The following is a 23,788-nucleotide window of genomic DNA, read 5'->3' as shown; positions in this document are numbered from 1 at the left end:
GCGATGACCGCTGTCGAACGGACCGTTCCAAGCCGGGTGGAGTTGTGGAAGTCGGAGACTGACCGCCCCCACCCGGTGTATCCCGAAAGCAGGAGGAGAATCTCAGCGCCGTCGGGGGCGGCGCTGCCCAGGGGAGGGACAGCGATGACGCATGCCCGCGGCCACACACCCGAGAGCGGCGCCGCCCGCCCCGGCGCGCGCCGGGACCGCCGCGAGCAGACCCGCGCCGCCCTGCTCGCCGCCGCCGAGCGCCTCTGGGCCGAGCGCGGCATCCACGGCGCCTCGCTCGACGACATCGCGGCGGCCGCCGGACTCACCAAGGGCGCCGTCTACTCCAACTTCGCGGGCAAGACCGACCTGCTCCTCGCCCTCATGGAGCGCATCACCAGCGCCCGCACCCGCACCGACGTCTGCGACGAGCTCCGCGCCGCCGCCGAGGACGCCGACCGCACCGGCCGCCCGTCCCGCCGCGACTCCGACGAGGCCCCCCGCCGCCTCGCCCTCCTCCTGGTCGAGTTCTGGCTCTACGGGATGCGCGACTACGCCGCCGGGTGGCGCATCGCCGACTGGTACGCCGAACGCCGGGAACAGCTGGCCCGGGAACTGGAGCCCGCCGACGGCTCCGCCCCCGACGGCCCGGCCCCGGGCGAGCCGACTCCGGGCGACCGCGCCACCCTGACCATGGCCCTCGACTTCGGCCTGGCCTTCCAGCACCTCCTCGACCCCGTCCGGGTCCCGGCCGACCTCTACAGCACCGGCAAGACCCTCGTCCAGGGACGGCCCCGGCCCTGAACCGCCGGCGCCCGGGTCACGGGGTCGCCACGGGGACGATGTCGGGGGCGCCCCGGCGGCGGGCGTCGGCCTCCTGGTCGCCGTCCTGGGTCTGGGAGGCGCGTTCGGCCTCGACGCGCTTGCGGTAGTACTCGATCTCGCGGTCGCGCTGCTTCTTGGACCAGCCGAGGACGGGCGCGAGAAGGTCGGCGGCCTCCTGGGCGACGCCGACGCCGCGGTCCCACGTCTCGATGGAGATGCGGGTGCGGCGGGCGAGGACGTCGTTGAGGTGGCGGGCGCCCTCGTGGGTGGCGGCGTAGACGACCTCGGCGCGCAGGTAGTCGTCGGCGCCGTCCAGCGGCTTGGCGAGGTCGGGCCTGTCGGAGATGAGTTCGAGCAGGTCGTCCAGGAGCGTCCCGTAGCGGCGCAGCAGGTGCTCGATCCGGGCGACGTGCAGGCCGGAGCGCGAGGCGAGGCGGTGCCGCGCGTTCCACATGGCCTGGAAGCCGTCGCCGCCCACGAGCGGGATGCGGTCGGTGCAGGACTCGGCGACCTTGCCGTCGAGGCCGTGCGCGACGGCGTCGATGGCGTCCTTGGCCATGACCCGGTAGGTCGTGTACTTGCCGCCCGCCACGAGGACGAGGCCCGGGACGGGGTGCGCGACCACGTGCTCGCGGGAGAGCTTCGACGTCTCCTCGGTCTCGCCGGTGAGGAGGGGGCGCAGGCCCGCGTAGACGCCCTCCACGTCGTCATGGGTGAGCGGCGTGGTGAGGACGGCGTTGACGTGGTCCAGGACGTAGTCGATGTCGGCCTTGGACGCGGCGGGGTGCGCCCGGTCGAGGTCCCAGGCGGTGTCGGTGGTGCCGATGATCCAGTGGCGGCCCCAGGGGATCACGAACAGCACCGACTTCTCGGTGCGCAGGATGATCCCGGTCGCGGAGTGGATGCGGTCCTTGGGCACCACCAGGTGGATGCCCTTGGACGCCTTCACGTGGATCTGGCCGCGCCCGCCGACGAGCTCCTGGATGTCGTCGGTCCACACGCCGGTGGCGTTGACGACCTGCTTGGCGCGGACCTCGCTGGTCGTGTTGCCCTCAAGGTCGCGGATGCGCAGGCCGGTGACGCGCTCCCCCTCGCGCAGGAACCCCAGGCACTGCGTGCGCGAGGCGATCTGGGCGCCGTACTCCGCGGCCGTCCGCAGGGCGGTCATGACGAAGCGGGCGTCGTCGACCATCGCGTCCCAGTACTGGATCGCCCCGGTGAAGGCGTCCTTGCGCAGGGACGGCGCGAGGCGCAGCGCCCCGCGGCGCGTCAGGTGGCGGTGGTGCGGGACGCCGCGCGTGCTGCCCATCTGGAAGGCCAGCGCGTCGTAGAGGGCCACGCCCGCCCCGAGGTACGCGCGCTCCCACACGCGGTGCGTGGTCGGCAGCATGAACGGGACGGGCTGCACCAGGTGCGGCGCGATCTGCTGGAGCAGCAGCGAGCGCTCGGTCAGCGCCTCCCGGACGAGGTCGAAGTTGTACTGCTCCAGGTACCGCAGCCCGCCGTGGATCAGCTTGGACGAGCGGGACGACGTGCCGGACGCGAAGTCGCGGGCCTCGACCACCGCCACGGACAGGCCCCGGGTGGCCGCGTCGAGCGCCGCGCCGGCGCCGACGATGCCGCCGCCGACGACGACCACGTCGAACTCCTCGCGGGCCATGCGGTCGAGCGCCGCCGCGCGCTCGGCCGGGCCGAGCCGCGAGCTTCCAAGACCGGTCACCGGTGATCCCGTCATCGCGCATCCCCCCACAGCGGTTCGGTTTCCGAACGGTTCTTACCCAAGAGTAAGGACCGGTTCACACCGAGATGCGAAAGAACGGGCGTGGGGTCGCTCTCAGTCGGTGGACTGGCCGGGGGCCACGACGACCTGGACCCGCTGGAACTCCTTCAGCTCGGTGTATCCCGCGGTGGCCATCGAGCGGCGCAGCGCGCCGATGAGGTTCATGGAGCCGTCCGCGACGTGGGACGGGCCGTGCAGGATCTGCTCCATCGTCCCGATCGTCCCGATCTCGATGCGGGTGCCGCGGGGGACGTCGCCGTGGTGGGCCTCGCTGCCCCAGTGGTAGCCGCGCCCGGGCGCCTCGGTGGAGCGGGCGAACGGGGAACCGACCATCACGGCGTCGGAGCCGCAGGCGAACGCCTTGGCGATGTCGCCACTGTTGACCATGCCGCCGTCGGCGATCACGTGCACGTAGCGGCCGCCGGACTCGTCCATGTAGTCGCGGCGCGCGGCGGCCACGTCGGCGACCGCGGTCGCCATCGGGACGGCGACGCCGAGGACGGTCCGCGTCGTGTGCCCGGAGCCGCCGCCGAACCCGACCAGCACGCCGGCCGCGCCGGTGCGCATCAGGTGCAGCGCCGCGGTGTAGGTGGAGCAGCCGCCGACGATCACGGGGACGTCGAGGTCGTAGATGAACTGCTTGAGGTTCAGCGGCTCGGCGCGCCCCGACACGTGCTCGGCGGACACGGTCGTCCCGCGGATCACGAACAGGTCGACGCCGGCGTCGATCACGGCCTTGTGGAACTGGGCCGTGCGCTGCGGCGACAGCCGCGCCGCGACCGTGACGCCCGCCTCGCGGACCTCCTCGATCCGGCGGCCGATCAGCTCCTCCTTGATCGGCTCGGAGTAGATCTCCTGGAGCCGCTGGGTGGCGCGGACGTCGTCCAGCGAGGCGATCTCGGCGAGCAGCTGCCCCGGGTCGTCGTAGCGCGTCCAGAGCCCCTCGAGGTCGAGCACGGCCAGGCCGCCGAGCCGTCCGACGGCGATCGCCGTCGCCGGGCTGACGACGCTGTCCATCGGCGCGACGACCAGCGGCATGTCGAACCGGTAGGCGTCGATCTGCCAGGCGACGCTGACCTCCTCGGGATCGCGCGTCCGGCGGGACGGCACGATGCCGATGTCGTCGAAGGCGTACGCCCGGCGGCCGCTCTTGCCACGGCCGATCTCCACCTCAGCAGCCACTGCGCCCTTCCTCCACCTGAATCGGTCTTCCCGCGGTTCGCGGGACCAAGCCCCGGAAGAGCTTACGTCAGGTCACCGGCCCTGGTAGTTGGGGGCCTCCACCGTCATCTGGATGTCGTGCGGGTGGCTCTCGCGCAGGCCCGCGACGCTGATGCGCATGAGCTGGCCCCGCTCCTGGAGCTCGGGGACGGTGCGGGTGCCCGCGTACCACATCGACTGGTGGAGACCGCCGACGAGCTGGTGCGCGACGTTGGCGAGGGGACCGCGGTAGGGGACCTGGCCCTCGACGCCCTCGGGGATCAGCTTCTCCTCGGCGTTGACGTCGGCCTGGGCGTAGCGGTCCTTGGAGTAGGAGGCGCCGCGCTCGCGGTTGCGCATCGCGCCGAGCGAGCCCATGCCGCGGTAGGACTTGTACTGCTTGCCGTGGACGAAGATCAGCTCGCCCGGGGACTCCTCGACGCCGGCGAGCAGGCTGCCGAGCATCACGGTGTCGGCGCCCGCGACCAGGGCCTTGGCGATGTCGCCCGAGTACTGCAGGCCGCCGTCCCCGATCACCGGGACGCCCGCCGCCTTCGCCGCGCGGGCCGCCTCGAAGATCGCGGTGATCTGCGGGACGCCGACGCCGGCGACGATGCGGGTGGTGCAGATCGAGCCGGGGCCCACCCCGACCTTGATCGCGTCGGCGCCCGCGTCCACCAGCACCTGGGCGCCCGCCGCGGTGGCGACGTTCCCGCCGACGACCTGGACCGACGAGTTGCCCTTGATCGCGGCGATCGTGTCGGCGACGCCCTTGGAGTGGCCGTGCGCCGTGTCCACGATGATCACGTCGGTGCCGGCCTCGATGAGGGCGCGAGCGCGGCGCAGCGCGTCCTCGCCGACGCCCACGGCCGCGGCGACGAGCAGGCGGCCGTCGGCGTCCTTGGTGGAGTCGGGGTACTGCTCGCTCTTGGTGAAGTCCTTGGTGGTGATCAGGCCCTTGAGGCGGCCCTCGCCGTCGACGAGCGGGAGCTTCTCCACCTTGTTGCCCGCGAGCAGGCGGAACGCCTCCTCGCGGGAGACGTCCACCGGGGCGGTGATGAGCGGCATCGGCGTCATCACCTCGCGGACGGAACGCGACAGGTCCGTCTCGAAGCGCATGTCGCGGTTGGTCACGATGCCGACGAGCACGCCGCGCACGTCGGTGACCGGCACGCCGGAGATCCGGTAGCGGGCGCACAGCTCCTCGACGTCGGCGAGCGTGGCGTCCGGCAGGCAGGTCACCGGGTTGGTGATCATCCCCGCCTCGGAGCGCTTGACCCGGTCGGCCTCCGCGGCCTGCTCCTCGATCGACATGTTGCGGTGCAGCACGCCGATGCCGCCCTGGCGCGCCATCGCGACCGCGGTGCGGGCCTCGGTCACCGTGTCCATCGCCGCCGAGACGAGCGGGATCCGCAGCGAGATCTCGCGGGTCAGCCGGGTCGTGGTGTCGGCCTCGCCGGGCTGCAGGTCGGAGTAGCCCGGCAGCAGGAGCACGTCGTCGAAGGTCAGGCCCTGCGGGAGGAACTTGTCGGGCTCGGCGGCGGGGTTCATGACAACCTTCCCGTGGTGGTGGCGGCATCGGGCCAGGTCACAAGGGACCCTGTCCCCATGGTAGGGGCTGGGCCGACGGCCGGGCGGGCTTTGGGCGCGGCGCTCACGTGGTCTTGATGACATCTGCCAACACGCCGGGCGCTCCTTCGCATTCCCCTCCGTGCACGCGCGCTTCGCGCTCGTTCGCGCACGGAGGAGGCCGGGGGGTGCACCTCCCGGGGCGTCCCGCAGTAGCGTGGGGGTGTGCACGACGATGCTCCGCTCGACCCGTTCGCCGGAGATCCGGAGGATCCGGCGGCGGCGCTCGGCGACCCGGGCGACGAGACCGCTCCGCTCAGCGTGACGGAGCGGGAGGACGTGCTGGCCGACCTCGCCGACCTGGAGGTCTTCCGGGCCCTGCTGGAGCCGCTCGGGGTGCGCGGCCTCACGGTCGACTGCGGCGACTGCGGCAAGATGCACTACATCGACTGGGAGCTGCTGCACGGCAACCTGCGCCACCTGCTCGACGAGGGCCTCCCCCGCGTGCACGAGCCCGCGCTCTCCCCCGATCCCGTCGACTACGTCAGCTGGGAGTACGCCCGCGGCTACGTCGACGGCGTGATCGACAGCGAAGAGGGGCGCGACGAGAACTGACCGCCCGAGCCCGCACCGATCCGGACGCGAGGGGCGCGGGGCGCCGTCAGTCGTCGGTGGGGCGGTTCTGGTAGTCGAGGGCGCGTTTGCGGGCCAGGCGGCGCAGATCGTCGAGACGGGGACGCGGGTCGGCGAGCGGCTGCGCGTCGGGCCTCTCCACCGGCTCCGCGAACATCGTCGGGGCCTCCTGCCTGCGCGGAAGGCGGCGCGGCAGGTGACGGGGGAAGGGCCCGTCCGGGCGGCGCCTGAGCTGCCGGCCCTCACCGCGGTCCGGGGCCTCGGACGGCGTGCGCGCGGCGGGGCGTCCCGCCTCCGGGGCCGGGCGCACGGGCGGCCGCGGACGCTGGAGCGCGCCGGCGTCGGTGTCGGCCGTCGTGTCGACCTCCTCCGCCACGCCGGACGCGGCCGGCGTCGGGGACGCCGTGGTGCGTTCGGCGACGCCGCCGCCCGCGGCCGCGACGCCGCTGCTGGCGAGGACGGCGCCGGCCACGCCCAGGGCCACGATGGTGCGCGGCCCGCGGCGGCGCGGGCCGGGCCCCGACGGGGCCGGCGGTTCGGGGGCGTCGCAGGCCGGGTCGTCGACGTCGACGATCAGGGCGCGCAGGAGCCGCACCGCGGGGTCGCGGTCGTCGGAGGGCTCCGCGGGGTCGCGGTCGTCGTCCTGCGGGACGGCGGGGCGGGCTTCGGCCCGGGCCTCGCCGGGGCTCTCACCAGGAGCGGCGGAACCGGCAGCGCCTCGGGCCGCCAGCGACTCGAAGAGCGCGTCGGTCCGCCGGACTGCGGAAAGGTCCACGGGCGGGACGGCAGGCGGACGGGACCGCGGCGCCTGCGCCGGGGCGTCGCCGCGGCGGGCGGGGTCGTCCGGATCCGGGGCGCCCCGCAGGCCGGTGAGGGGGCCGCGCTCCGTCAAGCGATCGACTCCTCTCTGGCCATCGCGCGCAGCCGGGCCAGGGCCCGGTGCTGCGCGACCCGTACCGCCCCCGCGGACATGCCCAGCACATTACCGGTCTCCTCCGCCGACAGGCCCGCGACGACCCGCAGCAGCACGAGCTCGCGCTGGTGCTCGGGCAACCGGGTGAGCAGGTCGCGGGCGCGCTGCGCCTCGATGTAGCGGACCACCGTCTCCTCGGGGCCCGGGCGGTCGTCCGGACCGTCCGGCAGGTCCTCGGTGGGGACGGCGGCGCGGACCGCGCTGCGCAGCGCGTCCGCGATCTTGTGCGCGGCGATGCCGAAGACGAAGGACGCGAACGGCCGGCCCATGTCCCGGTAGCGGGGCAGGGCCGACAGGACGGCGATGCAGACCTCCTGCGCCACGTCGTCGGCGATGTGGTACTGCCCGGAGACCCGGCCGAGCCGGGCCCGGCAGTACCGGACGATCATGGGCCGCACCTCGGCGATGAGGACCTCGATGGCGCCCGGGTCGCCCTGCACGGCGAGATGGGTCAGCTCCCTGAGGTCGCCGTCGCCCGCGTCGGCGGCGCGCAGCGCCCGCGCCGAACGGGGGGCGGGAGGGGCGGGCCCGTTCGAGGGGTCGGCAGCACGCGCGGCCATGGTTCCGGCGAAGCTTCCCTCGGTCACGTCAAGCATGATGCCCAGCACCCCCGGGCGTGTCTCCACTGTCGTCTACAACGGAATGGTCACAGTGCGGGAGCGAACCTGGAGTTATTACGCGTCGTGGTCATCGCGCTGCCGGGCGTGGCGGACTTCTGCGGGCGAAGACGCGCTTTCTCCGGCGGCGGGACGGCCACCCGGCCGGGACGCGGCGAGGCCCCCGCCCGGACGGACGGGGGCCTCGCCTACGCTCCCCGGACGGGACGAGCCCGCCGGTCGGCCGATCTCAGTGGCCGTGACCGTGGCCGTGGCCGTGGCCGCCGCCGGCGGCCTCGTCGGCCTCCTCCGGCTTGTCGACCACGAGCGCCTCGGTGGTGAGGAGCATGCCCGCGATGGAGGCGGCGTTGGTGACCGCCGAGCGGGTGACCTTCACCGGGTCGATGACGCCCTGGGCGATCAGGTCGCCGTACTCGCCGGTGGCGGCGTTGTAGCCGTGCCCGGCCTGCAGCGCCTCCACCTTGGAGACGACGACGTAGCCCTCCTGGCCGGCGTTCTCGGAGATCCAGCGCAGCGGCTCGGGCAGCGCGCGGCGGACCGCCTCGGCGCCGGTCGCCTCGTCGCCGGACAGGCCGAGGGCGCCGAAGCCCTCCTTGGCGACGTGCACCAGGGCGCTGCCGCCGCCGGAGACGATGCCCTCCTCGATCGCCGCGCGGGTCGCCGAGATGGCGTCCTCCAGGCGGTGCTTCTTCTCCTTCAGCTCCACCTCGGTGGCGGCGCCGACGCGCAGCACGCAGACGCCGCCGGCCAGCTTGGCCAGGCGCTCCTGCAGCTTCTCGCGGTCCCAGTCGGAGTCGCTGTTCTCGATCTCCACCTTGATCTGGTTGATCCGGGCGGTGACCTCGTCCGCCGAGCCCTCGCCGTCGACGATGGTGGTGGCGTCCTTGGTGACGGTGATCCGGCGGGCGCGGCCGAGGTCCTCCAGCCCGATCGAGTCGAGCTTGAGGCCGATCGCCTCGCTGACGACCTGGCCGCCGGTCAGGGTGGCCATGTCGCCGAGCATCGCCTTGCGGCGGTCGCCGAAGCCGGGCGCCTTGACCGCGACGGACAGGAAGGTGCCGCGGATCTTGTTGGCGACGAGCAGCGCCAGCGCCTCGCCCTCGACGTCCTCGGCCACCACGAGCAGCGGCTTCTTGGTCTGGGCGACCTTCTCGGCCAGCGGCAGGAACTCCTGCACGTTGGAGATCTTGCCGTCCACGATCAGCACGTAGGCGTCCTCCAGGACGGCCTCCATGCGCTCGTGGTCGGTGACCATGTGCGGCGACAGGTAGCCCTTGTCGAACTGGAGGCCCTCGGTGAACTCCAGTTCGAGGCCCATCGTGTGGGCCTCCTCGACGGTGATGACGCCGTCCTTGCCGACCTTCTCGAACGCCTCGGCGATCAGCTCGCCGATCTGCGGGTCCTGCGCGGAGATGGTCGCGACGTGCGCGATCTCGCCCTTCTCCTCGACCTCGCGGGCCGACTTCAGCAGCTGGTCGGAGACGTACTGGGCGGCCGCGTCGATGCCCCGCTTGAGGGCGAGCGGCGAGGCGCCGGCCGCCACGTTGCGGGTCCCCTCGCGGACCAGCGCCTGCGCGAGGACGGTCGCCGTGGTGGTGCCGTCGCCCGCGATGTCGTTGGTCTTGGTCGCCACTTCCTTGGCGAGCTGGGCCCCGAGGTTCTCGTAGGGGTCCTCCAGCTCCACCTCGCGGGCGATGGTGACGCCGTCGTTGGTGATCGTCGGCGCGCCGAACTTCTTGTCGATGACGACGTTGCGGCCGCGCGGGCCGATCGTCACCTTGACGGCGTCCGCGAGAGCGTTGACGCCGCGCTCAAGAGCCCGGCGAGCGTCCTCCTCGAACTCCAGGATCTTCGCCATGCGGATACTCCTCTTTCACGCGATCCGCCCCGGCGGGCCGCCCGAAGGCGGCGCCGACCGGGGCGGGTGCATCACGTCTCGGTGATTACTTCTCGATGACCGCGAGCACGTCGCGGGCCGAGAGGACGAGGTATTCCTCGCCGTTGTACTTGACCTCGGTGCCGCCGTACTTGCTGTAGAGCACGACCTCGCCGACCTTGACGTCGACGGGGACGCGCTCGCCCTTGTCGTCGACGCGACCCGGGCCAACGGCAAGGACGGTGCCCTCCTGGGGCTTCTCCTTGGCGGTGTCCGGAATCACCAGGCCCGACGCGGTGGTGGTCTCGGCCTCAAGCGGCTGGACGACGATGCGGTCCTCAAGCGGCTTGAGAACAACCTTGGTGGCGGTCGTCACGATCTGACCTCCCCTTCGATTGGTCCTCGGCCGGCCACGGATGACCGACCAGCACATGTGACAGAAGAGGCGACCCTGGACCGGCCTGCCGTCGCGGGTGCCAGACCGACCTTCGTCGCTGTATTTGGCACTCTACCCTTGAGAGTGCCAGTCGTGAGACTATTCCGTGCCCGGTACCCCGTCAACACGGACACGGGCCCGCCCGGCGACCGTCTCCAGAGGTTCACCCGCGGCCGCCGTCCGGTCTCCGCCGTCCGGCTCGGCCGCTAACTTCCACCCTATGGACATCGCGTCGTTCCGGGCCCTGAGCACCCCCTCCGGCCAGGCGCTCCTGAGGGAGACGGCCGAGGCGGACGTGAGCGAGGACGGACTGCTCGCCACGGCGTCCCGCCTGCGGGAGCGGCACGATCCCGCGCTCGTGGCCGCCGCGCTGACGCAGGTCCGGTTGCGCAAAAGGGCACGGGCCAAGTTCGGGGCGGACGCCGACCGCATGTACTTCACGCAGGCGGGGCTTGAGCAGTCGACGCGCGCGAGCGTGGCGGCCTACCGTGCCGGAAGGTTCGCGGACCGGCCGCCCGGCGCGCGCGTGCTGGAGCTCGGATGCGGGATAGGCGCCGACCTCATCGCCCGAGCGCGCGCGGGCCTGGCCGGGGACGGCGTGGAACTGGACCCGCTGACCGCCGAGGTGGCCCGTGCCAACCTGGCCGTCTTCGGGCTGGACGGTCTCGCCTCCGTCCGCGTCGGGGACGCCACCGAGGAGGACCCGTCCGGGTTCGACGCGGTCTTCGCCGATCCTGGGCGGCGCACGGCGCGGGGCCGTGTCTTCGATCCCCGTTCGTATGAGCCGCCGCTCGACGTCGTCCTGGCCATGGCCGGCCAGGTGCCCGCGGCCTGCGTGAAGGTCGCGCCCGGCATCCCGCATGAGGCCGTACCGGACGACGCGGAGGCCGAGTGGATCTCGGTAGGGGGCGAGGTCAAGGAAGCAGCCCTCTGGCTGGGCGGGCTGGCCGGGCCGGTGGGTCGGCGGGCCACTCTCCTCGCGTCCGACACCCATCTCTCGGGAACAGAGCCCCAGGTGTGGACCCTGACTCCCCAAGGTCTGGACGACCCGGACGTACGCGCGTGGGGCCGTTACCTGTACGAGCCTGATGGCGCCGTGATCCGGGCCCACTTGGTCGGCGAAGTCGCGGAACTGGTCGGGGGCGGCTTGGCGGACCCGCACATCGCGTACGTCACCTCCGACGAGCTGCGCCCGACGCCCTTCGCCTCCGCCTACGAGGTGGAGGACGTGATGGCGTTCTCCGTGAAGCGGCTGCGCGCCGAGCTGCGCCGCCGCGAGATCGGCGTGCTGACCGTCAAGAAGCGCGGTTCCGCCGTCGACGTCGACCGGCTCCGCCGCGACCTCGGCTTCGGCGGGCGCCGCGCGGGCCGCGGCGCCAAGGAGCTGACCGTCGTGGTGACGCGCGTGGGGCGCGATCCCGTCGCCCTGCTGACGCACCCCGTCGCGGGGGCCTGACCGGCCGGTCGCCGGGGCCTGACCCGCCCGGGGCGGGCTCCGCCCGGCAACCCTGCCCAAAGATCTCCCACTGGGCGGCGCAGCACCAAGGGGGACCAGGCGACGCGCCATGGCGGTGCAAATCATCGATGCTTTCCGGCATTGCGCGCACCAGGGATTGCGGCCACCTGGCAAGGGCACGGCGCGGCGCGGGAATCGGCGCGCCGAGATCAACCGGCGCGAAAAACACCAAGGCAGGTTCACCGGCCGGGACGCCCGTCCCCCTAAAGCCCTCCCGAAAAGGCCCGGAACCCGCCCCTCGGCATCACTCCCGACGCCTGCGCGTCGGGCGGGCGTGGCCGTCCCCGGGGTTCGGGAACTGCCGATGTTGGACGAGATGTACGGACAGAACGGCACCCGGAACGCCGGACCCGTCCCGCGCCGCCCGCCACCGCCCACCCCACCTATCCCCCCAACACGGGCAATATGCCTGAAGCGGGAAAGTAACCATGCATTCGGCTATATCTCGCTATCCCGTCTAGTCGGATAACAGGCGCATTCCGCAGAACTCGCAATCTTCTCTGCTACCCGTTTTGGCCGCGCTCTACACGCACTACAGTGGCCACTCCAGAGATTCATTTGCCGTGCGTCATTTCGTCGCGCCGGCACACGAAGGAGCATCGGGTGGAAACGAATCACAACTTCCTGCAGACGGGGGGTCAACCGGTCTCGGATCGGATGCGGGAGTTGCTCGCCCGTGCGGCGCAGGACCACGTCTACGAACAGCGTTCACAGGGTCAGGTCCTCGACGAGATCCGCCAGCGCCTGGAAGGCATGGAGTGGCTTCTCCGCGAGGTCCGGGAGCGCGAGCTCAGCGGGCTGACCGGACAGATCGAGAGCGTCCGCGGGCAGGTCGACGACCTGTCCGGCAAGCCCCCTGAATGGGCCGAGGGCCTGGCCGAGCACATCGAGGCGTTCGGCGAGCGGGTCAAGCCCGTCGCCGAGCTGCCCGCGCTGTGGGCCGACGTCGGCGTGGTGGCCGAGAACGTCGACGAGGGCCTGACCCGCATCCAGGCCGTCCTCGACTCCGCGCAGCAGATCACCGACGCCACGCAGCAGGCGTCGCAGCGCATGGACGAGATGACCAAGCGGCTGGACAAGCTCCAGGGCAGCATGGAGGCCGCGTCCGTCCGCTTCAACCGGCTCGACAAGTCGCTCGCGGAGCTCGGCCACCGGTCCGAGCGGCTCGAACACTCCGTCAACGGGGTCACCTCACGGGTCGACCAGGCGCTCGGCGAGATGGCCGAGCGCATGGAGCAGGGTCTTGAAGCGGTCAACGGCCGGGTCGAGGGCGTCGGCGGCCGCCTCGACGGGCTCGACGGGCGGCTGGACGGCGTCGACGGGCGCCTCGAAGGGGTCTCGGGCAAGCTGGGCGGGCTGGACGGCCGGTTCGAGAGCGTCGACGGGCGGCTCGACGGGCTCGGCGAGCGGATCAACCGGCTGCCCGCCACGCTGGAGATCGCCGAGGTGCACCGGCTGCTGGCCGAGATCGCGCGGCGCCCGGCGGCCGAGTACGGCGACCGGTTCGACGCGCTGGAGAAGCACCTCGCCGAGGCCGTCGACCCGCTGATCGAGGAGCTGCGCGCCCGGCCCGACCGCGACGAGGTCAAGGCCACCATGTCGCAGATCGCCGAGACCGCCTACAGCGACGTCGCCAAGCGCATGGACGAGTTCTCCCGCAGGTTCGAGGACGTGCACGACGACGTCCGCAAGCGCATCGAGAACATCCACGAGGAGGTCGCCAAGCGGGTCGACAGCGCGCTGGAGGAGTTCACCACCCAGGTCGACATCGTCTCCCGCCGCGTCGAGTCCGTGCACGCCGACGTCGCCAAGCAGGTCGGGACCATGCAGGAGGACGTCGCGCGGCAGGTCAGCGGCGTCCACCACGACTTCGGCAAGCGGATCGGCGACATCCACCAGGACGTCACGCGCCAGGTCGGCAGCATCCACGACGACGTCGCCAAGCAGGTCGGGACCATGCAGGAGGACGTCGCGCGGCAGGTCGGCGGCGTCCAGGCCGAATTCGCGAGGCGGGTGGAGAGCATGCAGGACGAGGCCGCGCGGCGCGCCGACGCGGCGCAGGCGGATTTCGCCAAGCGCTTCTCCCATGTCGAGGACGAGGTCGGCCGGAAGGTGGACGGCGTCCACGACGATGTGTCCAAGCAGGTCAACGCGGTGCACGAGGACGTGCTGAAGCGGCTGTCCACCCTGGAGGAGACCATGCTCGCGCTCGCCGAGGCGCTGCTGCGTCCCCGCCGCGAGACCAAGGACTGACGAGCGTCCGGGTGGGGCCGGCGCGGGCCCCACCCGGCATCCTGATACCTCCCGGTATTCGCGGCATTCGTCCCGCGAACCGCCGGGACGACCGAAGATGCTTCGTTCATGTCACCCCGATGACGTGCGTTTTGTTACTTTCCGTCTTCGCAAAATCACTCCCAATACCCTTCGGAATCCGTTTTCATGGATCAGGTGACCCACCTACCGGCTCCCTGCCTGCCGACCGGCGTCCCGCCCGGGCACACCACCCTGCGATGGGTGGAGGAGTGCCTCGGCAAGGGCGCCGAGGTCCGCATGGTGCGGCCCCTCGCCGGCGGCTCCGCCCACGCCAACCACGCCCTCCTCGTCGAGAGCCGCTCCGGCGAGGCGCACCACCTCGTCCTGCGCCGCTGGACCTCCCGCGAGACGGCTCCCCGCCACTGCTACGGCGACGCCGAGTTCTCCCCCGAGCGCGAGATCGCGGCGCTCGCGCTGCTCGCCAGCGGGAAGATCGCCGCACCGTCCCTCGTGGCCGCCGACCCGTCGGGCGCCTACTGCGACGTCCCGGCCCTGCTCCTCACCCGGCTCCGGGGCCATCCGCCGCGCCCGTCCCACGACGACCTTCCCGAGTACCTGATCCAGCTCGCCGCCGCGCTGCTGTCGGTGCACGAGCTGAACGGCGCGTCCACGATGCCGCCCTACGTCCCGCACAACCGCCTCGACGTGCGGCTCCCGCCCAAGCACGCGCTCCGCCCCGACCTGTGGGAGCGCGCCTTCGAGGTCGCCGCCCGGCCCGCCCCGGAGGCGCCCGACCGGTTCATCCACCGCGACTACCACGCCGACAACACCCTGTGGTCGTACGGCAGGCTCACCGGCATCGTCGACTGGTCGGACGCCTCGTCCGGCCCCGTCTCGGTCGACCTCGCCTGCATGCGCCGCGGCCTGGCCCTGCGTTACGGCGCGTCCGTCGCCGACCGCTTCCTGTGCTCCTTCGACCAGGTCTCCGGCGGCCACGCGCACGACCCCTACTGGGACGTCCGCGGCCTCCTCGACCTGCTCCCCGAGGACGGCGTCCGCATGATCGACGAGCCGCAGGTCCCCCTCTACGAGGACTACCTCGACCGGCTCCTCGCCCAGTGCTGAGAGCTGTGCTGAGAAAGTCGTCCTGAGGCGCCGCCTCGCGGGGGCGGCGCCGCGGGCGTTCAGAGCAGGGTGACGGCCTCGATCGGGAGGCTGGAGTCGGCGGGCAGTTCCAGCTGGGACGGGCCGACGCCGGAGGCGACCAGCTCCGACCCCAGCGCGGCGACCATGGCGCCGTTGTCGGTGCACAGCTTCGGGCGCGGGACCCGCAGGTGCACCCCGGCGGCCGCGCAGCGCTCCGCGGCGAGGGCGCGCAGCCGCGAGTTGGCCGCGACGCCGCCGCCGATCAGCAGGTGGTCGACGCCGTTGTCCTTGCAGACCTTCAGCGCCTTCTGCGTCAGGACGTCGACGACGGCCTCCTGGAAGGACGCCGCGACGTCGGCGACCGGCACGGGCTCGCCCGCCCGCTCCTTCGCCTCGACCCAGCGCGCCACGGCCGTCTTCAGGCCGGAGAACGAGAAGTCGTAGGTGCCGTCGTTGTACTTGCCGCGCGGGAACGCGATCGCGGCCGGGTCGCCCTCGCGGGCCATGCGGTCGATGACGGGCCCGCCGGGGAACCCGAGGTCGAGGACCCGGGCGACCTTGTCGAACGCCTCGCCCGCCGCATCGTCCACGGTGCTGCCCAGGGGCCGGACATCGCTCGCCACGTCCGGGACCAGCAGCAGGGAGGAGTGGCCGCCCGAGACCAGCATCGCCACGCACGGCTTCGGCAGCGGGCCGTGTTCGAGCTGGTCGACGCACACGTGCGCGGCCAGGTGGTTGACGCCGTAGAGCGGCTTGCCGAGCGACAGCGCGTACGCCTTGGCGGCGGCGACGCCGACCATCAGCGCGCCCGGCAGCCCCGGGCCCGCGGTGACCGCGAACGCGTCCACGTCGGCGAACGCCACCCCGGCGTCCGCGAGGGCGCGCTCGACGGTCGGCCCCATCGCCTCCAGGTGCGCCCGCGACGCGACCTCCGGCACGACGCCGCCGAACCGGGCGTGCTGGTCCACGCTGGAAGCGATCGCGTCCGCCAGCAGCGTGTGCCCGCGCACGATCCCGACCCCGGTCTCGTCGCAGGAGGTCTCGATGCCGAGCACCAGTGGCTCGTCCCGAATCACGTGAGTCTCCCTGTCTCGCCGTTCGCCCTGTCTTCCCGCCCGCTTCCCGGGCGCCTTCCGCCGCCGCGGTTCATTCGGCCCTGGTGAAGCCCATGGGCGGCCGGTCGCGGAGCTTGCGGCACATGACGATCGCGTCCACGTCCGAGGGCTGGTAGTAGCGCTTGCGGAGGCCGACCCGCTCGAAGCCGAACCGCTCGTACAGGCGGTGGGCGGCGTCGTTGTCGGCCCGGACCTCCAGGAACACCGACTCGCTGCCGCGCCGGACGGCCTCCTCCAGCAGGGCGGTGAGCAGCACCGCGCCGATGCCGCCCTTGCGGCGGTCCGCGCGGACCCCGATGGTCTGCACGTCGGCCTGCCCGCCCGCCGCGGCGAGGCCCGCATAGCCGACGATCTCGCCGTCGGGCGTCTCCGCGACGACGTAGTGCCGGGTGCGGGGCTGGTCGGCGAGCTCGCCGGCGAGCATCTCCTCGCTCCAGGTGTCCTCCGGGAACAGCACGCGGTCCAGCCGGTGGACGGCCGGAAGGTCCGCCTCGGTCATGGTCCGCAGGACGACGTCGCTCACGCCGGCGTCACCTTCTTGCGGGGGCCCGGCTCCTTCGCGTCCGGCCGGCGCAGGTAGAGGGGCTCCGGCGGCAGCAGCTCGGGGCCCTTCAGGCCCGACAGCCGCGCGACGACGAGCTCGGCGAGGGCGCTCGCGGTGGGCAGCAGCGGCTCGTGCCCGGAGTCGCCGAGGACCTCCGGGTACAGCGCCGCGCCCTCGCCCACGACGGGCAGCCCCTCGGGCGCGCCCTCCAGGACGTCCGCCGCCGGGCCCACGGCGGGCTCGGTGGCGCGAAACCGCGCCGACTCGTACCGCGCCCAGTAGACCTCCTTGCGGCGGGCGTCGGTCGCCACGGCGAACGGCCCGTCCCGCTTGGTGGCCCAGGCCATGATGTCGAGCGTGCAGACGCCGTGCACGGGGACGCTGAGCGCCTCGCCCATCGCGCGGGCGGTGACCAGCCCGACCCGCAGGCCCGTGTAGGGCCCCGGCCCGACGCCGACGGCGATCGCGCTGAGGTCGCCCGGCGCCGCGCCCGCCTCCGCCATCACCTCCGCGATGGACGGGGTGAGCAGCTCGGTGTGGCGCCGCCGGTCGACGGCCTCCGCGAGACCGCGCGGCACCGCGCCCTCGCCCGGGGTCCACTCGTACAGCGCCACGGTGATCGCGGCGGTCGCGGTATCGAAAGCCAAGACCAGCACGGGTTGTAAGCCTACCGGCCGCCGGCACGGGGTCGTCCGGCTCTTTCGCAGCCGGGTTCGGACGGATCGGCGCGGGTTCGAGCGGATCGCCCGCCGGCTCAGGCCCGGCTCAGCGCGGTGACGACGGCCTTGGTGACGTCGGTGGCGCCGCCGGTGGCGGCGTCCGACGACAGGGGGTCTCCCTTGTCCGAGCCCGAGTAGTGGACGGTGACCAGGACGTTGGCGACCCGGACGTTGCCGACGGCCTCGCCGGAGCCCTGGTTGTCGTCCACGCTGTAGACGATGTAGCCCTCGTCGCCGACGCCGGTGAGCCGGATCTTGTCGGTGAGCTTCTGCCCGGCCAGCAGCGCCTTGCCGGACTCGTCGGCGGTCCGCTCGGCCGCGAAGGTCCTGCGGGCGGACTCCGTGGGCGAGGCCGCGCCCCCGCCCGCGATCGCGCGCAGCTCGATGGTGAGCTGCCGCCTCCGCTCGCCCGCGTAGGCGCCCCAGACGCACTGGTTCTGCTGGTCGCCGCCCTGGTAGTTGTCGGCCTCGGTGCGCTCGGACTCGGGCGCCAGCCGCTTGATCAGGTCGTCGCCGACGATCGTGCAGGAGTCGGGGACGGCGGTGCGCTCGCCCTTGGCCGTCGGGGAGTTGTCGGTGGCGCCGCTGCCGACGACCTGGCCGGCGCTCTTGTCGCCGCTCGCGCCGACGCCCGCCAGGACGGCGAACGCCGCGAACCCGCACACGGCGACACCGGCGACGACGCCGCCGAGGACGACGGCCCAGCGCCGCCCGTTCCGGCGCTCGCGCGCCCGGTGGCTGCCGGTGCGGTATCCGCCGCTCCCGCCGCGACGGGTCCCGCCGCCCGCCCGGTATCCGCCGCTTTCGTTGCGGTATCCGCCGCTTTCGTTGCGGTATCCGCCGCTACCCGTCTCGTACGGGCCGGTCTCCCGCTGGTACGGGCCGCTGCCCGGCCGTCCGGAGGAGTACCGCTCGTAGCGGTCGTCGCCCGTGCCGTCTCCACCGCCGTCCGGCCGGTAACCGCCGCCTGATCCCCGGCCACCGCCCGAAGCGCGGTAGCTGTCGCGGTAATTCCCGCTGCGATGGCTACCACTCACCGGCCCCACTCCCGTTCGGAATCGATATGTCGCGAAGGTGAGGTTCGTTCCGGCAAAGAGTACGACATCAAGCCGTAAAATGGACCAACCGGCCAGGCAAAAACCGTAGAAGTTGCCAGATCCAGATCATCCGGGGCCGAGTCGCAGGTCCGACCAGCGATCACCGACCCCGACGATCCTTACCTCGCGCCCCTCGCCGGGGCCCTCTCCGCGAGAAATGATCACTTCCAGCCGGTCGTCGGCGAGGCCCTCGGCGAGCCCTTCTCCCCATTCCACGATCGTCACCGAATCCTCGACCGACGCGTCGAGATCGAGATCGTCCAGTTCCGCGAAACCGCCCAGCCGGTAGGCGTCCACGTGCACCAGCGACGGGCCGCCCGCCAGCGACGGATGCACCCGGGCGATGACGAACGTGGGCGAGGTGATCGGGCCTCGCACCTTCAGCCCCTCGCCGATGCCCTGGGTGAGGGTCGTCTTGCCCGCGCCGAGGTGGCCCGTCATCACGAGCAGGTCGCCCGCCCGCAGCAGCCCGGCCAGGCGCAGCCCGAGCTCGCGCATGTCCTCGGCGGCGGGGACGGTGACGGTCACGGCTTTCACGCGGTGCGCTCCTCTTCCTCGTAGGCGGGACGGACCCGTTCGACCAGCCGGCGCAGCCCACCGGTCACCACGCCGGGGTACTCCAGCGGCAGCACGTGCCCGGCCTCCTCCACCTCTACCAGTTCCGCGTCCGGCAGCGCCTCGGCGATCCGGCGGGCGTGCTCCGCGGGGGTCAGCCGGTCGCGGCCGCCCGCCAGCACCAGTGTGGGCACGCCGCGGAGCACGTCCAGGCACCCGATCTTGTCGTGCGCCATCAGCGCCGGGTAGTACTCCGCGATCACGTCGATCGGCGTCTCCCTGATCATCTGCTCCAGGAAGCCCACCACCGACGGGCTGACGTACTTGTCGGCGAACGCCATCTTCCGCGTGACGACGAACGCCAGGTCGGCGCCGAGCCCGCGGGCCCTGTCGACGAGGTCGGCGCGGCGGCCGAGGCCGCGCAGCGTCCCGGGGGCGAGCGGCCGGACGGCCTTGGCGAGCACCAGCGGCAGGCCCAGCGTCATCTCCCCGAGGTCGCCGCAGGAGGTGTTCACCAGCGCCACGCCCACGACCCGCGACCCGAACAGCTCGGGGTGCCGGTCCGCCAGCGCCATGATCGACATACCGCCCATGGAGTGCCCCACGAGGACGATCGGACCGCCCGGCGGGACGGCCGCGTCCAGCACCGCGCGCAGGTCGTCGCCGGTCTGCTCGATCGTCGCGTCCCCGGGCCTGCCGCGTCCCGAACGGCCGTGGCTGCGCTGGTCCCAGAACACCAGCCGCAGCGAGCCCCGCAGATCGCGGCGCTGGTAGTGCCACGAGTCCTGGTTGAGGGTGTAGCCGTGGCTGAACACGACGGTGAGGTCGGCGTCGTCGGGGCCGTCCACCTCCACGTGCAGCGGGACGCCGTCGTCCGCCCGGACGGTCAGCTCCCGCCCGCGCAGCTCCCCGAAGGGCTCGGCCGCGTCGGGGTCGGGGCGCAGCCGCACCCGGCCGACGGCGAGGTGCCGCAGCCCGACCGCCGCCCCCACCCCCGCGGCGCCCACGCCCGCGACGACACCGGCGAGGCCGATCCTGCGCCTGTTCCTGCTGTCCATGACCGCGCCCCCTACAGCCCCCCACCCGGGTACGCCCTCGGCACCCGGGCTCCGATGCGGGTGACGATCTCATACGAGATCGTCCCCAGCGCCTCCGCCCACTCCTGCGCGGTCGGCTCGCCCCGGTCCCCCGGGCCGAACAGGACGATCTCGTCTCCCGCCGCGAGCGGGTCGTCGCCGAGGTCGACGACGAACTGGTCCATGCAGACCCGCCCGGCGATCGTCCTGCGGCGCCCGCCCGCGAGGACCTGCAGCACGTTGGACCCGTGCCGCGGGATCCCGTCCCCGTACCCCACGGGCACCACGGCCAGCGTGGTCTCCCGCTCGGTGTGGTAGGTGTGACCGTACGACACTCCGCTGCCCGCCGGAACCCGCTTGACCAGCGCCGCGTCCGCCACGAGCGTCATCGCGGGCCGCAGCCCGAACCCGCCGAGCGCCGGCACCGGCGTCAGCCCGTACGTCGCGATGCCGGGCCGGACGAGGTCGAAGCGCGCCTCCGGCAGCGTCAGCGCCGCCGCCGAGTTCGCGATGTGCCGCACCTCGAACCGCGCCCCCGCCTTCTCGGCGTGCGCGACCATCTCGGTGAACGCGCCGACCTGCGCCGCGATCGAGGGATGTCCGGGTTCGTCCGCGCAGGCGAAGTGCGACATGACCCCGGCCACCCGCACGTGCCCGGTGGCCTCGGCCTTGAGCGCCGCCTCGACCAGCGCCTCCCACCCGTCGCCCCGCGCGCCCCCGCGCGACATGCCCGTGTCGGCCTTGAGGTGGATCCGCGCCTCGCGCCCGGACAGCTCCGCCGCCCGGACGACCTCGTCCACCAGCCAGACCGCCCCCACGGTCAGGTCCACGCCCCGCGCGACGGCCTCCTCGTAGGGCTCGCCGGGAACGCCCAGGCAGACCAGCGTGCGGGCGGCGACCCCCGCGTCCCGCAGGCGCAGCGCCTCCGCCAGCTTCGCGACGCCCAGCCAGGACGCGCCGCCGGCGAGCGCCGCGCGGGCGGCCTCCACCAGCCCGTGCCCGTACGCCTCGGCCTTCACCATGGCCATCACCTCGGCGCCCCCCGCGCGCTCGCGCAGCACCCCGATGTTGTGGCCGATGGCGCCGAGATCGACCCGTGCCTCCGCAGGAACCCTCATGGTCACCCAGTCTGCCGTCCCCACCCCCATGCCCGCGCCTCATCCCCCAGGTCACGGCCGGAACGGCCCCGCACGAGCCCGCCCCCGGCACCCCTTCTGCCCTGTATGACGCGAATGCCCGACTGTGGGTTCGACCCCCGCCCCGCGCGGGGGCCAGGGGTCGCTACCCCTGGGCGGAGACGACCCTGAAGGCGGCGGGGAGGGCGTCGACCACGTCCTGGGCGCTGATGGGGGCCTCGGCGCCGGGGGTGGGGGACGAGGCCAGGCGGGCGGCGAGACCGTGGAGGTAGGCGCCGGCGGCGGCCGCGTCGAGGGCGGGCATGCCGCCGGCGAGCAGGGCGCCGATCAGGCCCGACAGGACGTCGCCCGTGCCGGCGGCGGCGAGGCGGGGGGTGCCCGTCGGGTTCACGCGGACGGGGCGGTCCTGCTCGGCGACCAGGGTCGTGGAGCCCTTGAGCAGGACGGTCGCGGAGAGCTCGGCGGCGGCGCGGCGGACGTGGTCGAGGCGGGCGGCCTCGATGTCCTCGCGGGCGGCGGCGATGAGGCGCGACAGCTCGCCCGCGTGCGGGGTGAGGACGGTCGGGGCGGCGCGGCGCAGCAGGTCGCGGCGGCGGGCCAGGACGGTGAGGCCGTCGGCGTCCACCAGCACGGGCAGGTCGGTGGTGAGGACGGCCTCCAGCAGCGACTCGGCGGCGTCGCCGGTGCCGAGGCCGGGGCCGGCGACCCAGGCCTGGACCCGTCCGATGCGCTCCAGGACGCCCGCGTCGTGGCGGCCCGGCTCGATGACCGTGGTGACCGCTTCGGGCCAGCGGCTCCGGACGAGCCCGACCGGGCGCTCCACCGAGGCGAAGCGGACCATTCCGGCGCCGCCGCGGACGGCGCCGCCCGTGCTGAGGACGGCCGCGCCGGTGAACTGGTCGCCGCCGGCGAGGATGCCGACGACGCCGCGGCGGTACTTGTCGGACTCGGGGCGTGGCTCGGGCGGGGCGACGTCGGCGGGGCGGGCCGCGACGACGTCGGGGTCCGGCAGGTCGGGGCCGAGCCCGATGTCGACCAGCTCGACCACGCCGCAGTGGGCCGCGCCCGGGTCGATGAGCAGGCCCGGCTTGTGCGTGCCGAAGGTGACGGTGACGTCGGCGTGGACGGCGGCGCCCTCGACGCGGCCGGTGCTCGCGTCCACGCCGCTCGGGACGTCGCAGGCGACGACGAGCCCGGCGGATTCGGAGGCGAGCGCGGCGTAGCGGGCGTGGGGCTCGCGGAGGCCGCCGGAGCCGCCGATGCCGGTCAGGCCGTCGATGATCAGGTCGGCGCCGGAGATCGCGGCCTCGGCGCCGGAGTCCAGCAGGCGGCCGCCCGCGGCGCGCAGGTCCTCCAGCCCACCGGGGTGAACGCCGGACCCGGCCTGGACGGCCCAGACGCGGGCGCCGCGCCGGGCGAGGCGGGCCCCGGCGTACAGGGCGTCGCCGCCGTTGTCGCCGCCGCCGACCAGCAGGACGACGCGGGCCCCGTACACGGCGGGCAGGAGGCGCGCGCAGATCGAGGCCAGCCCCGCGGCGGCCCGCTGCATCAGGGCGCCGTCCGGGAGCCGGGCCATGAGGGCCTGCTCGGCCGCCCGGACCTTGCCGACCTCGTGCGCGTACCTCATCCGCGGCTCCCCAAGTCGATCACACACTTAGAGTGCCACGTGGGGACCGTCCGCAACCTCCGGCAGGGGTGATCACAACTTGCACCGCAAGTTTCGGTGTCATGTGCGTAAAAGAATCTTCAGCCGTAGAATCTTGCTCCACCGGTCCGATGTATTCGCGCCGCGACCCCCCGGTGCGGCAGAATGCGCCCAGATCAGTCCGCCGGGACTGGAGAGGCCCGAGCAATGAGCACTTCCCGAGGTCCCTCCGTCCGGCAGCGGCGGCTGGCCGCCGAGCTCCGGAGACTGCGCGAGCGCATGGGTCTGACCGGAGACGAGGTCGCCGAACGGCTCGCCTGGTCCACAGCCAAGGTCAGCCGGATCGAGAACGCGCGGACCGGCGCGAAGATCGGCGATGTGCGGCGGCTGCTCGATCTGTACGAGATCGACGGCGCGCGGCACGACGACCTGATCGCCCTGGCGCACGACGCCGCCCAGCGGGGCTGGTGGGAGGACTACCGCGACCTGCCGAGCCCGCTCGCCGACTTCATCGCGCTGGAGGCCGAGGCCACGGCGGCCAGGGAATGGGGCAGCACGGTCATTCCCGGGCTGCTGCAGTCGGAGAGCTACGCCCGAAATGTGATCGGCGGCTGGAGCGACCTGGCCACCCTGCCCCCGCAGGAACTCGAACGCCGGCTGGAGGTGCGAATGCGGCGGCGCGAACTGCTGGACGCGCCCACTCCGCTGGAACTGTCGGCGATTATCGACGAGGCGGTTCTACGGCGCCGCATCGGCGATCACAAGGTCATGCGCGAGCAACTCGAACATCTGTACCAGATGACCGAGCGGCCGAACGTCAACGTGCAGATCTTGCCCTTGGACATAGCACACTCGGTGTTGGCTGAATCGTTTATCCTTCTAGAATTCTCTTCGGTGCACGACATCACCTTTCCTGATATCGTGCATACCGAATCACTGACGATCAGCCACTTCGGGGATGAAGCCGTCACCTATATGTACCGGCTCGCCTATTCGAGCCTGTCCCGGCAGGCGCTGGACACCGCGGAATCGCGGCGGCGCATCGCCGAGGTCAAAGAGGCGTGGTGACGGTCCGCCGAGGGGCTCAAT

General features: G+C 73.1%; 21 protein-coding genes. 6 read left to right on the top strand and 15 right to left on the bottom strand.

From position 1 onward, the window contains the following. The first annotated feature begins 144 nt into the window (after positions 1-144). Positions 145-792: a helix-turn-helix domain-containing protein gene (locus AB0C87_RS24675; RefSeq protein ID WP_345176532.1), complete on the top strand. Its 648-nt coding sequence runs from the start codon at positions 145-147 to the stop codon at positions 790-792. A 16-nt stretch (positions 793-808) separates the two neighbouring features. On the opposite strand, the gene glpD is transcribed toward AB0C87_RS24675, so the two are convergent. The 3 genes from glpD to guaB all read right to left on the bottom strand — a co-directional run bounded on the left by glpD (position 809) and on the right by guaB (position 5,344). Next, positions 809-2,548: a glycerol-3-phosphate dehydrogenase gene (glpD, locus tag AB0C87_RS24670; protein ID WP_360579652.1), complete on the bottom strand. Its 1,740-nt coding sequence runs from the start codon at positions 2,546-2,548 to the stop codon at positions 809-811. Positions 2,549-2,647: 99 nt separating this feature from the next. Next, positions 2,648-3,763, bottom strand: coding sequence for a GuaB3 family IMP dehydrogenase-related protein (locus AB0C87_RS24665; RefSeq protein ID WP_345176832.1), 1,116 nt, complete (start codon positions 3,761-3,763; stop codon positions 2,648-2,650). Positions 3,764-3,847: 84 nt separating this feature from the next. Then, positions 3,848-5,344: an IMP dehydrogenase gene (guaB, locus tag AB0C87_RS24660; RefSeq protein ID WP_353834541.1), complete on the bottom strand. Its 1,497-nt coding sequence runs from the start codon at positions 5,342-5,344 to the stop codon at positions 3,848-3,850. 243 nt (positions 5,345-5,587) lie between these two features. Here guaB and AB0C87_RS24655 point away from each other — a divergent pair, with 243 nt between their 5' ends. After that, entirely contained in the window at positions 5,588-5,977 is a 390-nt protein-coding gene (locus AB0C87_RS24655) for a DUF5319 domain-containing protein (RefSeq protein WP_179845994.1), read from the top strand. 46 nt (positions 5,978-6,023) lie between these two features. Here AB0C87_RS24655 and AB0C87_RS24650 read toward each other — a convergent pair whose 3' ends face one another. From AB0C87_RS24650 to groES, 4 genes are all read right to left on the bottom strand, one after another. Then, positions 6,024-6,887, bottom strand: a complete 864-nt coding sequence (locus tag AB0C87_RS24650; protein WP_360579650.1) for a hypothetical protein — start codon at positions 6,885-6,887, stop codon at positions 6,024-6,026. After that, positions 6,884-7,528 (bottom strand): sigma-70 family RNA polymerase sigma factor, encoded by a 645-nt coding sequence (locus tag AB0C87_RS24645; protein ID WP_345176830.1) that lies wholly within the window; start codon positions 7,526-7,528, stop codon positions 6,884-6,886. The genes AB0C87_RS24650 and AB0C87_RS24645 overlap by 4 nt, the downstream gene beginning before the upstream one ends. A gap of 286 nt (positions 7,529-7,814) precedes the next feature. Next, positions 7,815-9,443, bottom strand: a complete 1,629-nt coding sequence (gene groL, locus AB0C87_RS24640; protein ID WP_345176518.1) for a chaperonin GroEL — start codon at positions 9,441-9,443, stop codon at positions 7,815-7,817. An 85-nt stretch (positions 9,444-9,528) separates the two neighbouring features. After that, complete coding sequence (gene groES, locus AB0C87_RS24635) at positions 9,529-9,840, bottom strand: co-chaperone GroES (RefSeq protein ID WP_200841863.1); 312 nt, start codon at positions 9,838-9,840, stop codon at positions 9,529-9,531. A 277-nt stretch (positions 9,841-10,117) separates the two neighbouring features. Between groES and AB0C87_RS24630 the strand changes: the two genes are divergently transcribed. The 3 genes from AB0C87_RS24630 (at position 10,118) to AB0C87_RS24620 (ending at position 14,791) form a co-directional block, all read left to right on the top strand. Next, a complete protein-coding gene (locus AB0C87_RS24630) occupies positions 10,118-11,353 on the top strand; it encodes an SAM-dependent methyltransferase (protein WP_360579648.1) in 1,236 nt (411 codons plus the stop codon). Positions 11,354-12,016: 663 nt separating this feature from the next. Further along, positions 12,017-13,666 carry a hypothetical protein gene (locus AB0C87_RS24625; RefSeq protein WP_353832907.1) on the top strand — a complete coding sequence of 550 codons (1,650 nt, stop codon included), beginning with the start codon at positions 12,017-12,019 and terminating at the stop codon, positions 13,664-13,666. Positions 13,667-13,861: 195 nt separating this feature from the next. Continuing rightward, entirely contained in the window at positions 13,862-14,791 is a 930-nt protein-coding gene (locus AB0C87_RS24620) for a phosphotransferase (protein ID WP_353832908.1), read from the top strand. A 59-nt stretch (positions 14,792-14,850) separates the two neighbouring features. Here the strand turns inward: AB0C87_RS24620 and tsaD are convergent, their stop codons facing one another. The 8 genes from tsaD to AB0C87_RS24580 all read right to left on the bottom strand — a co-directional run bounded on the left by tsaD (position 14,851) and on the right by AB0C87_RS24580 (position 22,681). Beyond that, positions 14,851-15,888, bottom strand: coding sequence for a tRNA (adenosine(37)-N6)-threonylcarbamoyltransferase complex transferase subunit TsaD (gene tsaD, locus AB0C87_RS24615; protein WP_345176506.1), 1,038 nt, complete (start codon positions 15,886-15,888; stop codon positions 14,851-14,853). Positions 15,889-15,958: 70 nt separating this feature from the next. Then, positions 15,959-16,450: a ribosomal protein S18-alanine N-acetyltransferase gene (gene rimI / locus AB0C87_RS24610; RefSeq protein ID WP_360579645.1), complete on the bottom strand. Its 492-nt coding sequence runs from the start codon at positions 16,448-16,450 to the stop codon at positions 15,959-15,961. Beyond that, a complete protein-coding gene (gene tsaB / locus AB0C87_RS24605; protein ID WP_345176498.1) occupies positions 16,447-17,127 on the bottom strand; it encodes a tRNA (adenosine(37)-N6)-threonylcarbamoyltransferase complex dimerization subunit type 1 TsaB in 681 nt (226 codons plus the stop codon). Before tsaB ends, rimI begins: the two co-directional genes overlap by 4 nt. 98 nt (positions 17,128-17,225) lie before the next feature. After that, positions 17,226-18,227 (bottom strand): hypothetical protein, encoded by a 1,002-nt coding sequence (locus AB0C87_RS24600; RefSeq protein WP_360579643.1) that lies wholly within the window; start codon positions 18,225-18,227, stop codon positions 17,226-17,228. A gap of 126 nt (positions 18,228-18,353) precedes the next feature. Beyond that, positions 18,354-18,785, bottom strand: a complete 432-nt coding sequence (gene tsaE / locus AB0C87_RS24595) for a tRNA (adenosine(37)-N6)-threonylcarbamoyltransferase complex ATPase subunit type 1 TsaE (RefSeq protein WP_345176827.1) — start codon at positions 18,783-18,785, stop codon at positions 18,354-18,356. A 35-nt stretch (positions 18,786-18,820) separates the two neighbouring features. Then, on the bottom strand, positions 18,821-19,900 hold the full coding sequence (locus AB0C87_RS24590; RefSeq protein ID WP_345176491.1) for an alpha/beta hydrolase: 1,080 nt from the start codon (positions 19,898-19,900) through the stop codon (positions 18,821-18,823). An 11-nt stretch (positions 19,901-19,911) separates the two neighbouring features. Then, a complete protein-coding gene (gene alr, locus AB0C87_RS24585; protein WP_360579640.1) occupies positions 19,912-21,036 on the bottom strand; it encodes an alanine racemase in 1,125 nt (374 codons plus the stop codon). Between the two features lie 163 nt (positions 21,037-21,199). Then, positions 21,200-22,681 carry an NAD(P)H-hydrate dehydratase gene (locus AB0C87_RS24580; protein WP_360579638.1) on the bottom strand — a complete coding sequence of 494 codons (1,482 nt, stop codon included), beginning with the start codon at positions 22,679-22,681 and terminating at the stop codon, positions 21,200-21,202. Positions 22,682-22,906: 225 nt separating this feature from the next. Between AB0C87_RS24580 and AB0C87_RS24575 the strand changes: the two genes are divergently transcribed. Next, a complete protein-coding gene (locus AB0C87_RS24575) occupies positions 22,907-23,767 on the top strand; it encodes a helix-turn-helix transcriptional regulator (RefSeq protein WP_360579636.1) in 861 nt (286 codons plus the stop codon). The last annotated feature ends 21 nt before the right edge of the window (positions 23,768-23,788 follow it).

This window comes from Actinomadura sp. NPDC048021 (assembly GCF_040653135.1).
Taxonomy (GTDB): domain Bacteria; phylum Actinomycetota; class Actinomycetes; order Streptosporangiales; family Streptosporangiaceae; genus Spirillospora; species Spirillospora verrucosospora.
The sequence above is the reverse complement of the archived record's forward strand: the minus strand, read 5'-3'. Positions and strand labels throughout refer to the sequence as shown.

Coding starts and splice junctions, on each gene's coding strand:
- AB0C87_RS24675 (WP_345176532.1), top strand. CDS start 145: ATGACGCATGCCCGCGGCCACACACCCGAGAGCGGCGCCGCCCGCCCC.
- glpD (WP_360579652.1), bottom strand. CDS start 2,548: ATGACGGGATCACCGGTGACCGGTCTTGGAAGCTCGCGGCTCGGCCCG.
- guaB (WP_353834541.1), bottom strand. CDS start 5,344: ATGAACCCCGCCGCCGAGCCCGACAAGTTCCTCCCGCAGGGCCTGACC.
- AB0C87_RS24645 (WP_345176830.1), bottom strand. CDS start 7,528: ATGGCCGCGCGTGCTGCCGACCCCTCGAACGGGCCCGCCCCTCCCGCC.
- groL (WP_345176518.1), bottom strand. CDS start 9,443: ATGGCGAAGATCCTGGAGTTCGAGGAGGACGCTCGCCGGGCTCTTGAG.
- AB0C87_RS24630 (WP_360579648.1), top strand. CDS start 10,118: ATGGACATCGCGTCGTTCCGGGCCCTGAGCACCCCCTCCGGCCAGGCG.
- tsaE (WP_345176827.1), bottom strand. CDS start 18,785: ATGCGCGAGCTCGGGCTGCGCCTGGCCGGGCTGCTGCGGGCGGGCGAC.
- AB0C87_RS24590 (WP_345176491.1), bottom strand. CDS start 19,900: ATGGACAGCAGGAACAGGCGCAGGATCGGCCTCGCCGGTGTCGTCGCG.
- alr (WP_360579640.1), bottom strand. CDS start 21,036: ATGAGGGTTCCTGCGGAGGCACGGGTCGATCTCGGCGCCATCGGCCAC.
- AB0C87_RS24580 (WP_360579638.1), bottom strand. CDS start 22,681: ATGAGGTACGCGCACGAGGTCGGCAAGGTCCGGGCGGCCGAGCAGGCC.
- AB0C87_RS24575 (WP_360579636.1), top strand. CDS start 22,907: ATGAGCACTTCCCGAGGTCCCTCCGTCCGGCAGCGGCGGCTGGCCGCC.